The organism is [Mycobacterium] manitobense (genome assembly GCF_025821665.1).
GTDB classification, from domain to species: Bacteria; Actinomycetota; Actinomycetes; order Mycobacteriales; family Mycobacteriaceae; genus Mycobacterium; species Mycobacterium arseniciresistens.
In genome coordinates, this window is the sequence record NZ_JACKSJ010000117.1 from 115639 (window position 1) to 131186 (window position 15548).

A 15548-nucleotide genomic window follows, 5' to 3' on the forward strand; every position below is an offset into this window, starting at 1 on the left:
TGNNTTTGTGGTTGCGAGGTTTTGTTGTTGTTGTAAGTTTTCGGCCGGTTAGTGCCAGTTCCCTACGCGCATTGCTGCGTTTCCAGGTCTGGCCTATCGATCCCGTGGTCTGCGGGGGGCCTTATCCCACTTAAATGGGTGAGAAGCCTGGTCTTGGAGGGGGTTTCCCGCTTAGATGCTTTCAGCGGTTATCCTGTCCGAACGTGGCTATCCAGCGGTGCCCCTGGTGGGACAACTGGTATACCAGAGGTTCGTCCGTCCCGGTCCTCTCGTACTAGGGACAGGTTTCCTCAAGCTTCTGACGCGCGCGGCGGATAGAGACCGAACTGTCTCACGACGTTCTAAACCCAGCTCGCGTGCCGCTTTAATGGGCGAACAGCCCAACCCTTGGGACCTGCTCCAGCCCCAGGATGCGACGAGCCGACATCGAGGTGCCAAACCATCCCGTCGATATGGACTCTTGGGGAAGATCAGCCTGTTATCCCCGGGGTACCTTTTATCCGTTGAGCGACACCCCTTCCACTCGGGGGTGCCGGATCACTAGTCCCGACTTTCGTCCCTGCTCGACATGTACGTCTCGCAGTCAAGCTCCCTTGTGCACTTACACTCAACACCTGATTGCCGTCCAGGTTGAGGGAACCTTTGGGCGCCTCCGTTACATTTTAGGAGGCAACCGCCCCAGTTAAACTACCCACCAGGCACTGTCCCTGAACCGGATATACGGTCCGAGGTTAGAAGCCCAATACGATCAGAGTGGTATTTCAACAACGACTCCACAACCACTGGCGTGGCCGCTTCACAGTCTCCCACCTATCCTACACAAACCGTATCGAACTCCAATACCAAGTTGTAGTGAAGGTCCCGGGGTCTTTTCGTCCTGCCGCGCGTAACGAGCATCTTTACTCGTAATGCAATTTCGCCGAGTCTATGGTTGAGACAGTTGAGAAGTCGTTACGCCATTCGTGCAGGTCGGAACTTACCCGACAAGGAATTTCGCTACCTTAGGATGGTTATAGTTACCACCGCCGTTTACTGGGGCTTAAATTCTCAGCTTCACCCCGAAGGGTTAACCGGTCCTCTTAACCTTCCAGCACCGGGCAGGCGTCAGTCCGTATACATCGTCTTGCGACTTCGCACGGACCTGTGTTTTTAGTAAACAGTCGCTTCTCACTGGTTTGTGCCACCCCCTCCCGCTGCCGGCCGCAAAGGGCCATGACGATGTGGGGGTCCCCCTTCTCCCGAAGTTACGGGGGCATTTTGCCGAGTTCCTTAACCATAGTTCACTCGTACGCCTTGGTATTCTCTACCTGACCACCTGTGTCGGTTTGGGGTACGGGCCGTGTGTGCGCTCGCTAGAGGCTTTTCTTGGCAGCATAGGATCACCGAATTCACCTCATCCGGCTATGCATCACCTCTCGGACTCATGACACCCGGATTTGCCTAGATGTCGTCCTACCGGTTTGCCCCAGTATTACCACTGACTGGTACGGCTACCTTCCTGCGTCACCCCATCGCTTGACTACTACCAACGAAGGTCCCGCGCAGCGCATGCAATCCTCACACCCGAAGGTGATCGGTAACGCATGGTTTGGGCGGTTAGTACCGCTGATTCATCAGGGACGCTCACACACGGGTACGGGAATATCAACCCGTTGTCCATCGACTACGCCTGTCGGCCTCGCCTTAGGTCCCGACTCACCCTGGGCGGACTGGCCTGGCCCAGGAACCCTTGGTCTTTCGGCGGGCAAGGTTCTCACTTGCCTTATCGCTACTCATGCCTGCATTCTCACTCCCACACCCTCCACAGCTGGATCACTCCGCTGCTTCACCGGATGCAGGACGCTCCCCTACCCAACCAACTAATGTTGATTGCCGCGGCTTCGGCGGTGTGCTTGAGCCCCGCTACATTATCGGCGCACAATCACTTGACCAGTGAGCTATTACGCACTCTTTCAAGGGTGGCTGCTTCTAAGCCAACCTCCTGGTTGTCTTCGCGACTGCACATCCTTTTCCACTTAGCACACGCTTAGGGGCCTTAGCCGGCGATCTGGGCTGTTTCCCTCTCGACGCACGGAGCTTATCCCCCGCCGTCTCACTGCCACACTTTCACTTGTCGGCATTCGGAGTTTGGCTGACGTCAGTAACCTAGTAGGGCCCATCGGCCATCCAGTAGCTCTACCTCCAACAAGAAACATGTGACGCTGCACCTAAATGCATTTCGGGGAGAACCAGCTATCACGGAGTTTGATTGGCCTTTCACCCCTACCCACAGCTCATCCCCTCAGTCTTCAACCTAAGTGGGTTCGGGCCTCCACGCGGTCTTACCCGCGCTTCACCCTGGCCATGGGTAGATCACTCCGCTTCGGGTCCAGAACACACCACTACACCACACACTCTTGTGTGGATACGCCCTATTCAGACTCGCTTTCGCTGCGGCTACCCCACCCGGGTTAACCTCGCGACATGTCCCTGACTCGCAGGCTCATTCTTCAAAAGGCACGCCATCACCCCACGACAAGTCGAGGGCTCTGACGGATTGTAAGCGCACGGTTTCAGGTACTCTTTCACTCCCCTCCCGGGGTACTTTTCACCATTCCCTCACGGTACTAATCCGCTATCGGTCACTGAGAAGTATTCAGGCTTACCGGGTGGTCCCGGCAGATTCACAGCAGATTCCACGGGCCCGCTGCTACTCGGGGACAGCTCCACAACAGAGTTCGCGTTTTCGCCTACGGGGCTCTCACCCTCTACGACAGGTCATCCCAAAACCACTTCGACTAACACGAACCTTTATCACTGTTGCCCCTCTCGGCGGAAAGGAGAAGAAACGCCCCACAACCCCGCACACACAACCCCCGCCGGGTATCACATGCATACGGTTTAGCCATCCTCCGCTTTCGCTCGCCACTACTCACGGAATCACAATTGTTTTCTCTTCCTACGGGTACTGAGATGTTTCACTTCCCCGCGTTCCCCCCCGACACCTATGTATTCAGTGCCGGGTGACACGACATCACTCGTGCCGGGTTTCCCCATTCGGACATCCTCGGATCAACGCTCGGTTGACAGCTCCCCGAGGCATATCGCAGCCTCCCACGTCCTTCATCGGCTCCCAGTGCCAAGGCATCCACCATGCGCTCTTAAACACTTACAACACAAAACCAAAAAAATGAGTCATCACCCACACACACCCCCACCCCCAAAAGAGCAGACATGCATGCGAGTATCAGAAAAATTTGCATTACATAAAGACACACCACAACCCCAAAAGGGATCATCATGCGTCTTTGATGCTCGCAACCACTATCCACAAATCAAACACCACACCCCACCACCAAAGCAGGGCAACAACAGAAACCCCTCAACCCCTCGGCCCCCACCAACCCACCCCACAATCAGGATGAACCAGGAGAAACCTCGAGATCTCAGAGCCGGCACCCACCCCCAACGAGGTGAGCCCGCAGGCCTGTTGTCTCAAAGCCCAATAGTGTGTCTGATGATTTCCTCGCCGTCCGGCATTCACTCGGACGAACATGTTCGTTGATATGCACCAGAACTTGCGCCCACTACAGGGCAAGCCCATCCAACGAATCGCCCAGGTCACCGAACCCCCACACGATGTGGGCGGGCCATAGGTCTCGTGGTGCTCCTTAGAAAGGAGGTGATCCAGCCGCACCTTCCGGTACGGCTACCTTGTTACGACTTCGTCCCAATCGCCGATCCCACCTTCGACGGCTCCCTCCCACAAGGGGTTAGGCCACCGGCTTCGGGTGTTACCGACTTTCATGACGTGACGGGCGGTGTGTACAAGGCCCGGGAACGTATTCACCGCAGCGTTGCTGATCTGCGATTACTAGCGACTCCGACTTCACGGGGTCGAGTTGCAGACCCCGATCCGAACTGAGACCGGCTTTAAAGGATTCGCTAAGCCTCACGGCATCGCAGCCCTTTGTACCGGCCATTGTAGCATGTGTGAAGCCCTGGACATAAGGGGCATGATGACTTGACGTCATCCCCACCTTCCTCCGAGTTGACCCCGGCAGTCTCTCACGAGTCCCCACCATTACGTGCTGGCAACATGAGACAAGGGTTGCGCTCGTTGCGGGACTTAACCCAACATCTCACGACACGAGCTGACGACAGCCATGCACCACCTGCACACAGGCCACAAGGGAACCGACATCTCTGCCGACGTCCTGTGCATGTCAAACCCAGGTAAGGTTCTTCGCGTTGCATCGAATTAATCCACATGCTCCGCCGCTTGTGCGGGCCCCCGTCAATTCCTTTGAGTTTTAGCCTTGCGGCCGTACTCCCCAGGCGGGGTACTTAATGCGTTAGCTACGGCACGGATCCCAAGGAAGGAAACCCACACCTAGTACCCACCGTTTACGGCGTGGACTACCAGGGTATCTAATCCTGTTCGCTCCCCACGCTTTCGCTCCTCAGCGTCAGTTACTGCCCAGAGACCCGCCTTCGCCACCGGTGTTCCTCCTGATATCTGCGCATTCCACCGCTACACCAGGAATTCCAGTCTCCCCTGCAGTACTCCAGTCTGCCCGTATCGCCCGCACGCCGAGGGTTAAGCCCCCGGTTTTCACGAACAACGCGACAAACCACCTACGAGCTCTTTACGCCCAGTAATTCCGGACAACGCTCGCACCCTACGTATTACCGCGGCTGCTGGCACGTAGTTGGCCGGTGCTTCTTCTGCACATACCGTCACTTGCGCTTCGTCTGTGCTGAAAGAGGTTTACAACCCGAAGGCCGTCATCCCCCACGCGGCGTCGCTGCATCAGGCTTGCGCCCATTGTGCAATATTCCCCACTGCTGCCTCCCGTAGGAGTCTGGGCCGTATCTCAGTCCCAGTGTGGCCGGACACCCTCTCAGGCCGGCTACCCGTCGTCGCCTTGGTAGGCCATCACCCCACCAACAAGCTGATAGGCCGCGGGCCCATCCCACACCGCAAAAGCTTTCCCCCAAGAGTCATGCAACCCAAGAGGTGTATTCGGTATTAGACCCAGTTTCCCAGGCTTATCCCAAAGTGCAGGGCAGATCACCCACGTGTTACTCACCCGTTCGCCACTCGAGTACCCCGAAGGGCCTTTCCGTTCGACTTGCATGTGTTAAGCACGCCGCCAGCGTTCGTCCTGAGCCAGGATCAAACTCTCCAAACAAAAACAACCCAACCCCAAGGCCAGGTGAATNCGAATCAGAAAAATCCGATCACAAAAACAAGACACCAAAAACTGGCATCCAAAAACAGGGCTGCACCCCCAAACGGGAAAATGCGGACACAACCCCAAAAAACAACAAACAAAAACCACCAAACACACTATTGAGTTCTCAAACAACACACCCGCCAGGGCTGCACCCCCAAACGGGAAAATGCGGACACAACCCCAAAAAACAACAAACAAAAACCACCAAACACACTATTGAGTTCTCAAACAACACACCCGCCCGAGCCGCGCAGCGAACCCGCGGCGAAAAGCCGCGTACTCGTAGTGCGGACGGTCAGGAACCCACCGAAATGGGTTTCCCTCTGGGAGTCTGCCGCGCTCCCCGGTCCGGAGACCGTGTCGCGGCGACCTGAGATAAGTTACGTGAGTGGAAACACGGAGTCAAATCCCCAGGTAGCGGCCGGTTTCGAGGTGCGCCGGCTCGCGGCACAGTCGTACGACCGTGCCAGTTCATCCAACGCGCTGCACCCCGGCAATATTCCGCTTACCTCGCCGCAGTACCAACCAACGGCCGTGCAGGTAATCGGTGGGGGAAGGCGCCCACTCGTCACTGTCGATCCGCACGTTGTTGACGTAGACGCCGCCCTCACCCACGGTGCGGCGCGCCGCTCCCTTGCTCGGCGACAGGCCGGCGGCCACCAGGAGGTCGGTGATCGTGTCCGGGCCGCCCGGGGCGAGTTCGGCCACCGAGGCCTCCCGGAGGGCGGCCCCCAGCGTCGGCTCGTCGAGGTCGCCGAGTTCGGCGCGGCCGAACAGCGCGCGGCTGGCCAGTTCGACCGCTTCGGTGGCCGCCCGGCCATGGACCAGTGTCGTCAACTCGCTGGCCAGCTGTTTCTGCGCGCTGCGTTCGTGCGGACGTTCCTCGGTCGCGGCGGCCAATTCGGCGATCTCCTCGGGCGACAGGAACGTGAACCACCGCAGGTAGCGCACCACATCTGCATCGGTGGTGTTGACGAAGTACTGGTACCACGCATACGGCGAGGTCAGCTCGGGGTCCAGCCAAAGGTTGCCGCCGCCGGTCGACTTCCCGAACTTCTTGCCCTCGGAGTCCGTCACCAGCGGGGTGGTCAGCGCATGCACCGTCGCATTCAGCTTCTGCCGGACCAGCCGCACGCCGGCCACGATGTTGCCCCACTGGTCGGAGCCGCCGATCTGCAGCGAGCAGCCGTGCCGTTGGTGCAGCTCCACGTAGTCGTTGGCCTGCAGCAGCATGTAGCTGAACTCGGTGTAGGAGATGCCCTCACCTTCCAGCCTGCGCCGCACCGTGTCGCGGTCGAGCATCACGTTGACCGAGAAGTACTTGCCCACGTCACGCAGGAACTCGATGGCGGACAGTGGCCCCGTCCAGTCCAGGTTGTTCTCGACGATCGCGCCGCTGGCCGAGTCGCCGAACTCGACGAACCGCTCGAGCTGACCACGGATGCGCACCGACCACTCGGCGACGGTGTCGGCGGTGTTCATGATGCGCTCACCCGTGTCGCGCGGATCACCGATCATCCCGGTGGCCCCGCCGGCCAGCACGATGGGCCGATGCCCGGCCTGCTGGAACCGGCGCAGCGTCAGCAGCGGGATCAGGTGCCCGGCGTGCAGGCTCGGCGCGGTCGGGTCGAAGCCGGAATACACGGTCACCGGCCCGGCCGCCAGCTCGGCGGCCAATGCGTCGATGTCGGTGGACTGCGCGACCAGACCGCGCGATGCGAGCTCGTCGAGGATGCCGTTGGTGGTCACGGTGTCGATTCTTCCCGTACTAGTCGCTGCCTCCCGGCGCGGGTGCACGCGGACTTCGCCGGTAGGCCGACACCTCGGGCCTGCCCGCCAGCCAGAACCGCCAGGGCCGGTCGGCCGCCTTGCTGACGCCGACCCGCGGCCCCGCAATGCCGGCACACTCGTCGCCGAGGATCAGCCGGATCGGACCGGACGGGTCGAACAGGTCGATCCCGTTGTCCGACATCGTGATTCCCAAGGCAGAGCACAGATTTCCTGGGCCACGCGCCAACGCTGCCGGCTTCACCGCGGGCCCCCGCCGGAGAGCGGCGACCTCGACGCCCGATTCGATGGCCGCCGCCCGCAGCAGCACCGCGGCGGCCACCTCGTCCTCGGCGCAGACCACGTTGGCGCACACGTGGATGCCGTGGCTGCGATAGGCGTAGAGCCGGCCGGGTGGCCCGAACATGACCGCGTTACGGAGGCCGGGACCGCGGTAGGAATGCGCCGACGCATCCGGCCACGGCCCACCGTCAGGCCCGCCGTACGCCTCCACCTCGACGATCAGCGCGGTGACGTCACGCCCGATCAGCGTTGCGCCGAGCAGGCGCCGCGCCGCGGTGACCGGGTCGACCGCGAGCACGTGGGCGGTGGGCGAATCTCGGACCATCGCCTGCATCCTACGAAGTTCTTGACACGGCACCGCGCCGCGGCGCACTATTCACCACATGATGAGTTCATCGCATGATGAATTTTCCGCGACAGGCTCCGGCGCCGCGGTGGTGATCGAAGGCCTCCGGGTGATCCGCGGCGACCGTCCGGCGGTCGACGAACTCAGCGTCTCCATCGCCGGCGGCACGATCACCGGCCTCCTCGGCCCGTCGGGGTGCGGGAAGACGACGCTGATGCGCAGCATCGTCGGAACGCAGATCAATGCGGGCGGCACGGTGACCGTGCTGGGCCACCCCGCAGGTTCGGCGCCCCTGCGCCGCCGGGTCGGATACGTCACCCAGTCCGCGACCATCTACGACGACCTGCGGGTGCTCGACAACGTCCGCTACTTCGGTGCGCTGTACGGCGCCGACGCCGACGACGCCGACAGTGCGATCGCCGCCGTCGGACTGGAGGAGCACCGATTGGCGCTGTGCGGCAACCTGTCCGGCGGTCAGCGCACCCGGGTGTCGCTCGCGGCGGCACTGGTGTGTCACCCGGATCTGCTGGTTCTCGACGAACCGACGGTGGGCCTGGACCCCCTGCTTCGCGTCGAACTGTGGCAGCAGTTCCACGCGCTGGCGGAGGCAGGCACCACCCTGTTGGTGTCCAGCCACGTCATGGACGAGGCCGACCACTGTGACGACCTGTTGCTCATGCGCGACGGCCGCCTGCTCGCCCACACCACTCCGGCACGACTACGGGAGGACACCGGATGCACGTCACTGGAGGAAGCGTTCCTGTCCGTCATCCGGCGCAGCACCGAACGAAGGGCCGAAGCCGGATAGGCGGTCAGGCGTACCTCGCCACCACCACCCGAATCCTGCGGCAACTGGCCGCCGACCATCGCAGCGTGGCGATGATCCTCGTGGTTCCGAGCCTGGTCATCACGCTGATGTACTTCATGTTCCAGAACGCGCCGCACCCGCCGGGAAGCCCGTCGCCGTTCAACAACGCCTGCCTGATCATGCTCGGCGTCTTCCCCCTGGTGCTGATGTTCCTGATCACCTCCATCACGATGCAGCGCGAGCGGGTGTCGGGGACGCTCGAGCGCATCCTCACCACTCCCCTGCGCCGACTCGATCTGCTCGCCGCCTACGGCACCGCCTTCTCGGTCGCCGCTGCGGCCCAGGCGGTGCTCGCCTGCATGGTGTCGTTCTGGTTGCTCGGCTTCGACACCGCGGGCAGCCCGCTGCTGGTGTTCGCGATCGCGATCGTCAACGCGGTGCTCGGTGTCGGGCTCGGCCTGCTGTGCAGCGCGTTCGCGCGCACCGAGTTCCAGGCCGTCCAGTTCATGCCCGTGGTGATCGTGCCTCAACTGCTGCTGTGCGGGATCATCGTGCCCCGCGCCCTGCTGCCGGAATGGCTGCAGTGGGTCAGCAACGTGCTGCCGGCCAGCTACGCCCTCGAAGCGCTCCGCGAGGTAGGGGCCCACCCCGACCTCACGGCCACCGCCGCGCGCGACATCGCCGTGGTGATCGGCTTCGCCGTCGTCGCGATGTGCCTCGCAGCGGCGACCCTGCGGCGAAAGACACCGTGACGGCTGCCGACCGCGGGCCCGACCGCAAACGGCCCGGCCGGCCGGCCGGGCCGTCGGACACCCGCGACCGGATCCTGATCAGCGCGCGGGAACTGTTCGCCCGCAACGGCATCAACAACACCTCCATCCGCTCGATCGCGGCAGGAGCCGGTGTCGACCCGGCACTGGTGCACCACTACTTCGGCAACAAGAAGCAGTTGTTCGCGGCCGCCATCCGGGCGCCGATCGACCCGATGGACATCATCACCCCGCTGCGTGAGGTCCCGGTCGACCAGATCGGCCATCTGCTGCCCAGACTCCTGTTGCCGCTGTGGGATTCAGAAGCCGGAAAGGGGTTCATCGCGACGCTGCGGTCGCTGCTCGCCGGTTCCGAGGTGACTCTGTTGCGCTCGTTCCTTCAGGAGGTGATCGCCGTCGAGATCGGCCCCCGGGTCGACGACCCGCCGGGCAGCGGGCGCATCCGCATCCAGTTCGTGGCGTCGCAGTTGGTCGGGGTGATGATGGCCCGCTACATCCTCGAGCTCGAACCGTTCAGCTCATTGCCCGTCGAACAGATCGCCGAGACCATCGGCCCGAACCTGCAGCGGTATCTGACCGGCGACCTGCCCGGACTGGGTCAGGCCTGAGCCCGGTCGAGCAGACGCTGGTGTTCTGCGTCGTCGGTGATGTCGGCCGCCTCGTCCACCAGCAACACCGGGATGCCGTCTTCGATACGGTAGGCGCGCCTCAACCGCGGGTTGTAGAGAAGCTCCTGATCAATCAGCAGCAGCGGTCCGCGATCCTGCGGACACACCAGGATGCCGAGCAACTTTTCGTCGACCATGCCGTCCATCAGTTGTAGGGGTTGATGTCCCACCCGTCGGTGAACTGGTTTCGGTCGTCATCGCCTCTCGGCGGTTGCCACGTCGGCGCCTTGTTCGTGGGCCCGGACCCGGGCTGGGTCGCAGCCGAATTCTGCGCCGCCAGTTTGCGCTGGTAGGACACCGTCTGCTTCAACGCCGTCACCAATGGACCCTGATTCGGTCGTTGACCCAACGCCTGCTCGAGCGCCAACGTGTTGGCTCTGGAGGGCATGAAGCCGCGACTCCGGAGTGACATCGCGTCGTCGACCAGCTTGGACACCTGGCCTCCCCCGTCGCCTTGGGCGTACTCGCTGTGGATGGTCGCCAGCGCCTGGTCCGCGGACATCGTCGGCGCTGGGTCCGCCTTGTTGCAGTCCTCGCCGGTGCACTTCTTCGGGCCCTCTGCCGCGACCGTCGGGTCGGCGGGCTGCGCCGACGCAGTCTGCGCCGCGACGCCGGTGAGCAGGCCGGCGGCCAGGGCGCCACTGGCGATCCCGCCGATCACGACGCGCCTGACAGCGCTGCTGGTCAGCGAATTCATCGATCCTCCAGTACGCCTGCCGTGACGACGATCTGCCGCCTCGGGGAGCCTAACAGTGTGGTGGGCGTGGGGCACGGTGCGATACGTGAGGTCATTGCTGCGCCCGGGGTTCGTCCTGCGGAGCACTCACCTCGCCTGGCGCCTCCTGCCCTCCGGTCAACTCGGCACGCACGGCCACTGTCAGCCGCTTGTAACTGTTGGTGTCGGGATCGAGGTACCAGGCGTTACGGCGCGACGGTTTCGGGACGCCTGCGGAGCGCAACTTGCTGACCATTGGCCGGTACGTCGCACTCAGCGTCACGTCTGCGACGACGTGGACGACGTCGGGCGGATTGCCGACCGGCAGGTTCAGCAGCGCGTCGGACAGGTCGGCCGTCGGGACGCTGCCCCCCGGCTGCAGCGCCAGGGCAGTGACCGCCAGCAGCTGGCCGCCGGCCTCGACACCGTAGGTCACCGCCAGATCCACCGCGCCGAGCCGGGCGGCCGCCTGATTGGTGGTCGCGGCGAACACCGGCCCGCGGGCGGTGTGGATGATCGCGCTGCGGTTGTCGACGAGCCAGAAGTCGCCGTCGTCGTCGCGGCGGAACAGGTACTCGGTGGACACCCAGGTGTCGGCCGGTGCGAACACGCCGCGCTTGACCGACGCGGTCGGATCAACCGGGCCGCGCGGGTGTGCCAACAGCACCCCCACCTCGTTGGGCCGGGCCCGTCGCACGAAGCCACGCTCGTCCTCGAGGATGAGGTCGTCCTCGGGGTCGTAGGCGGCGAGTTCGACCTGGCCGCCGCCGGGCAGCGGCCGTCCGCTGCTGCCCAGCTTGGCGCCCGAGACGTTGGCCAGCACGGCCTGTCCGTCGGTGGTGGCGAAGAACTCGACGACACGGGCAGGGTCGAACACCTCCACCACCCGCCGCCACACGCCCGCAGGCATGCCGGAGCCGATGAACAGCCGCACCGGGTGGCTGCCGTGCAGGGAGAACGACGGATCGTCGATGACCTCGCGGAGCATCGCCCAGGTGTAGGACACCACCGTCACGCCGTACTGGCGGATCTCCTGGACGAACCGGTCGGGCCGCAGGCCGCGCGACAGCGCGATCCGCGAACCGCCGACCACGGCGCCGCCGAGGCTGACCAGCAGGCCCGACTGGTGGTGCAGCGGCGTCAGGCAGTACACGGTGTCGCCGCGTCCCAGGTTCGCCGCCGACGCCGTGCCGAACGCCGACAGCGCCCAGCGGTAGTTGGTGATCTGCCGGGCGATGAGCGCTCCGCCGACGGTGCTGAAACCGACGAACGCGAGGTCGCGAGCCAACGCGGGGTTCGGCCGGTACCACCCGGGCAGCTCGACCACATCCGGGTCGATCTGCTCCATGTCGACGACGTCGACCTCGTCGGCCAGTTCCAGGTCGCGGGACTCGCCGCCGCCCAGCACGAGCACACGTAGCGAGAGCCGGCGCGCAGCGTCGAGATGGGTGGGATCGGTGATCACGTCGGAGACGGCCCCGAGCCGGGCAGCCATCCCGAGGTCGACGTCGGGCGGCATCAGCACCGCGACCGCGCCCAGCCGCGACAGGGCGGCGATGGCCACCAGCGCGCTCGGCCGGGTCTCCATCAGCACGCCGACGTGCGTGCCCTGGCGGACACCCACCGCGATCAGGCCCCGCACGACGTTGTCGACGCGACGGTCGACCGCCTCGTAGGTGTGCACGCGACCGTCGAAGAGCAGGAACTCACCGTTGGGCGCACCGCGCGCCTGCTCGGACATGATGCGGCCGAGCGAGATCCGGGTGTGATCGTTGATCTGGCCGAGCCGGGCCAGCCTCGGCAGCGTGCGGACGGTCTCGACCGCCAGCGTCCGCGCCGACTTGTTCGCGGTGACCACGGCGCCGGCGGCCGAACGAGCCAGGTCGAACGCCATCTCGGTGGCCGCCGTCGCGGTGTGCGTCACCCGCGAGGTCAGCGAGACACCGCTCTCGGCGTGTTCGGCGGGTTGCAGCGCCATCGGCGCGACCAGGTCGGGCATCTCGCCGTCACCGTCGAGCCACTTCACCCAGGCCGCGACGGTCGGCCACGTCTGCGTCGCCGCCTTCGAGCCCACGACGAGACCGAAATGACCTGTCCTGATGTCGTATTCGTATACATCGGCCTGTGGGGCGGCTCGCTTGATGCCCCGCACCGACGCCGGTTGGCCGATGTCGTCGACCTCCCCGACCACGGCGAGCACGGGGCAGTCGATGTCCGACAGCGTCACCAGGTCGCCGCGGATGGAGAAGCCGCCGCTCATCATCCGGTTGTGCGCGATGAACTGCTTGAGCAGTTCGGCGATCGCCGGGCCGGACCAGGCGATCCAGCCCTCGGATGCCAGGAACCGACGCTGCTGTTCGCGCGAGAGCAGCGCCTCGCGGTCGTGGAGCTGGCGCAGGAAATCCAGCCTCGACTGCGCCGTCTTGACCGGGTCGAGCATCTGGAAACCGGTGCGCGCCAACCATCCCGGGATGTCGATGCGGCTGAACACGTGGTCGGCCATGAAGTCGGCCGCCGCGGGCGCGAGGCTGGCGGGCAGGTTCATGGGTAACGCGGCCAGCGTGTCGACGGGTGCGCCGAACGCCACGATGCTGGCCAGGTCTTTGGACCGGCGGTACGCCGCGGTCTGATAGGCGAACATCCCGCCCTGCGAGTAGCCGGCGAGGTGGACGTCGCGCCCGCTGATCTCCTTGACGACGTCGATGGCCTCCGACAGTGCGACGACGTGATCGGCGAGGTTGCGCTGCATGCCGCCCTCGACCTTGTCCGGCGAGCCGAAGTCGATGACCCACGGATCGATGCCGGCCTTGTGCAGGATGCCGACTGCGCCCTCGTCGCGCGTGACGTCCCACATGTCGGCCGACATCATCATCGGGTGCACCATCAGCACCGGCGCTCCTGGCGGTGTGGCGCCGGGCCGGACATCGGGCGGGAAGTAGCGCCGCAGCCGGTACATCGGCACGCTCTGCACGATCTGGAACGGCGATGGGACGGCCCCGGTCTCGAGGCCGCCGTAACGAAGGACCTCGAGGCCGTTCTGTGCGGTGGCCACCAGACGCCCAATCGGTCTGGTGAACGCCGAGAGGTCAACCACCGCACACTCCCCTTTTTCGCTGCCGATACGCGGCCCGCCCCCGAGTCGCCGACCGCAGTGCCCGTCATCATGGCACAGCGCACCCCTATCATCGGCGGCTGATGGCAAACCTGATCAACGTCGAACGAGCGACCGTCGCCCACGGCACGCGCACCCTGCTGGACGCCGTGAGCCTGGGCGTCGACGAGGGCGACGCGATCGGTGTCGTGGGACGCAATGGCGACGGCAAGACGACCCTGCTGGGCATCCTGACCGGCGTTTCCGGGCCCGACTCCGGCCGCGTCACCCACACGTCGGGGCTGTCCGTCGGGTATCTGCGCCAGGGCGACGACTTCGCCGCAGGCGCGACCATCCGCGAGGTGATCGTCGACGGCAGGCCGGATCACATCTGGGCGGCCGAACCGGACACCCGCGCGGTGGTCGAACACCTCCTCGCCGACGTCGACCTCGACGCCCCGGTGGGCCGGCTGTCGGGCGGCGAGCGCCGGCGGGTGGCGCTGGCGGCGGTGCTGATCGCCGGGCACGACGTGCTCGTGCTCGACGAGCCCACCAACCACCTCGACGTCGAGGTGATCGGCTGGCTCGCCGGTCACCTCACCTCCCGGAACGCGAAGGCGCTGGTGGTGGTCAGCCACGACCGCTGGTTCCTCGACGCCGTCTGCACCAGGACCTGGGAGGTGCACGACGGAGCCGTCGACGCCTACGAAGGCGGATACGCCGCGTATGTGCTCGCCCGGGCCGAGCGCATGCGGATCGCGGCGGGCACGGAGTCGCGCAGGCGCAACCTGATGCGCAAGGAACTGGCGTGGCTGCGGCGCGGACCGCCCGCCAGGACCTCGAAGCCGAAATTCCGCATCCAGGCCGCCAACGACCTGATCGCCAACGAGCCCGAACCGCGGGATTCGCTGTCGCTGCAGCGCTTCGCCATCGCACGACTGGGCAAGGACGTGTTCGATCTGCACCGCGTCGACCTCGTGCTCGGCGAGCGGGAAATCCTCAGCAAGCTCGACTGGTCCATCGGCCCCGGCGCCCGCATCGGCCTGGTCGGCGTCAACGGCACCGGAAAGTCCTCGGTGCTCAAGCTGCTGGTCGGCGAGCTGGACCCGACGGCGGGCACCGTCAAGCGCGGGAAGACACTGAAGATCGGCTACCTCAGTCAGGCGCTGGTCGAACTCGACGGCACCCAGCGCGTCCTCGACGCAGTGGAGAAGGCCCGTCGCATCACCGAACTGGCCGGTGGACGCGAGGTGAGTACGTCGACGCTTCTGGAGGACTTCGGTTTCACCGGCGACAAGCTGACCACTCGACTGGCCGATCTGTCCGGCGGGGAGCGGCGGCGCTTCCAGTTCCTGCGCCTGCTGCTCGACGAACCCAACGTGCTGCTCCTCGACGAGCCCACGAACGACCTCGACATCGACACGCTGACGGTGATCGAGGACTACCTCGACGGTTGGCCCGGCACCCTGATCGTCGTCACCCACGACCGCTACTTCCTCGAGCGGGTGGCTGACGTGACCTACGCGTTGCCCGGTGGCGGCCGGTGCGTGATGCTCCCCGGCGGCATCGAGCAGTACCTTGCCGAACGCGCCTCGGCGCCCGCGACCGTGACCCGTGCCGAGCCGGCCAAGGGCGAGACGGCCGCGGCCCGGGAACGCCGCACTGGAAAAGAGTTGGCACGCATCGAGAATCAGCTCGGCAAGCTCGACGAACGGATCGCCGCGCTGCACGAGAAGATGGCCGACGCGGCCGCCGACCACGTGCGGGTCGGGGAACTCAACGGAGAATTGAACGACCTGCAGACGCGCAAGGACGAGCTCGAAGAGGCGTGGCTGGCGGCGGCAGAGGACTAGTCGCCGAC

At 64.6% G+C, this 15548-nt stretch carries 9 protein-coding genes and 2 rRNA genes; 4 read left to right on the plus strand and 7 right to left on the minus strand.

Translation table 11 applies throughout. The annotated features are described in order from the left end of the window. Nucleotides 1-28: 28 nt before the first annotated feature. The 4 genes from H7I41_RS14885 to H7I41_RS14900 all read right to left on the minus strand — a co-directional run bounded on the left by H7I41_RS14885 (nucleotide 29) and on the right by H7I41_RS14900 (nucleotide 7614). Nucleotides 29-3154, minus strand: a 23S ribosomal RNA gene (locus tag H7I41_RS14885). A gap of 500 nt (nucleotides 3155-3654) precedes the next feature. Further along, nucleotides 3655-5174: ribosomal RNA gene (locus tag H7I41_RS14890) — 16S ribosomal RNA — on the minus strand. Together the 16S and 23S rRNA genes form the textbook arrangement of a ribosomal RNA operon. A 516-nt stretch (nucleotides 5175-5690) precedes the next feature. Then, the gene (gene tyrS / locus H7I41_RS14895) at nucleotides 5691-6968 is read right to left on the minus strand and encodes a tyrosine--tRNA ligase (RefSeq protein WP_264013365.1); all 1278 of its coding nucleotides are present in this window, start codon (nucleotides 6966-6968) and stop codon (nucleotides 5691-5693) included. 19 nt (nucleotides 6969-6987) lie between these two features. Beyond that, entirely contained in the window at nucleotides 6988-7614 is a 627-nt protein-coding gene (locus H7I41_RS14900) for a DNA-3-methyladenine glycosylase (protein ID WP_264013366.1), read from the minus strand. A 58-nt stretch (nucleotides 7615-7672) separates the two neighbouring features. On the opposite strand from H7I41_RS14900, the gene H7I41_RS14905 reads away from it, so the two are divergent. Genes H7I41_RS14905 through H7I41_RS14915 form a run of 3 tightly spaced genes read left to right on the plus strand, consistent with a single transcriptional unit; the run spans nucleotide 7673 to nucleotide 9821 of the window. Next, nucleotides 7673-8443 carry an ABC transporter ATP-binding protein gene (locus H7I41_RS14905; protein ID WP_264013367.1) on the plus strand — a complete coding sequence of 257 codons (771 nt, stop codon included), beginning with the start codon at nucleotides 7673-7675 and terminating at the stop codon, nucleotides 8441-8443. Further along, entirely contained in the window at nucleotides 8371-9195 is an 825-nt protein-coding gene (locus tag H7I41_RS14910) for an ABC transporter permease (RefSeq protein ID WP_264013368.1), read from the plus strand. The genes H7I41_RS14905 and H7I41_RS14910 overlap by 73 nt, the downstream gene beginning before the upstream one ends. Further along, on the plus strand, nucleotides 9192-9821 hold the full coding sequence (locus H7I41_RS14915; protein ID WP_264013369.1) for a TetR/AcrR family transcriptional regulator: 630 nt from the start codon (nucleotides 9192-9194) through the stop codon (nucleotides 9819-9821). The genes H7I41_RS14910 and H7I41_RS14915 overlap by 4 nt, the downstream gene beginning before the upstream one ends. On the opposite strand, the gene H7I41_RS14920 is transcribed toward H7I41_RS14915, so the two are convergent. The 3 genes from H7I41_RS14920 to H7I41_RS14930 all read right to left on the minus strand — a co-directional run bounded on the left by H7I41_RS14920 (nucleotide 9812) and on the right by H7I41_RS14930 (nucleotide 13690). After that, the gene (locus H7I41_RS14920) at nucleotides 9812-10018 is read right to left on the minus strand and encodes a Trm112 family protein (RefSeq protein ID WP_264013443.1); all 207 of its coding nucleotides are present in this window, start codon (nucleotides 10016-10018) and stop codon (nucleotides 9812-9814) included. The genes H7I41_RS14915 and H7I41_RS14920 overlap by 10 nt on opposite strands. 8 nt (nucleotides 10019-10026) lie before the next feature. Then, nucleotides 10027-10578 carry a hypothetical protein gene (locus H7I41_RS14925; protein WP_264013370.1) on the minus strand — a complete coding sequence of 184 codons (552 nt, stop codon included), beginning with the start codon at nucleotides 10576-10578 and terminating at the stop codon, nucleotides 10027-10029. 91 nt (nucleotides 10579-10669) lie between these two features. Next, complete coding sequence (locus tag H7I41_RS14930) at nucleotides 10670-13690, minus strand: acyl-CoA synthetase (protein WP_264013371.1); 3021 nt, start codon at nucleotides 13688-13690, stop codon at nucleotides 10670-10672. A gap of 101 nt (nucleotides 13691-13791) precedes the next feature. Here H7I41_RS14930 and H7I41_RS14935 point away from each other — a divergent pair, with 101 nt between their 5' ends. Beyond that, complete coding sequence (locus tag H7I41_RS14935; RefSeq protein WP_264013372.1) at nucleotides 13792-15540, plus strand: ABC-F family ATP-binding cassette domain-containing protein; 1749 nt, start codon at nucleotides 13792-13794, stop codon at nucleotides 15538-15540. Nucleotides 15541-15548: the final 8 nt, after the last annotated feature.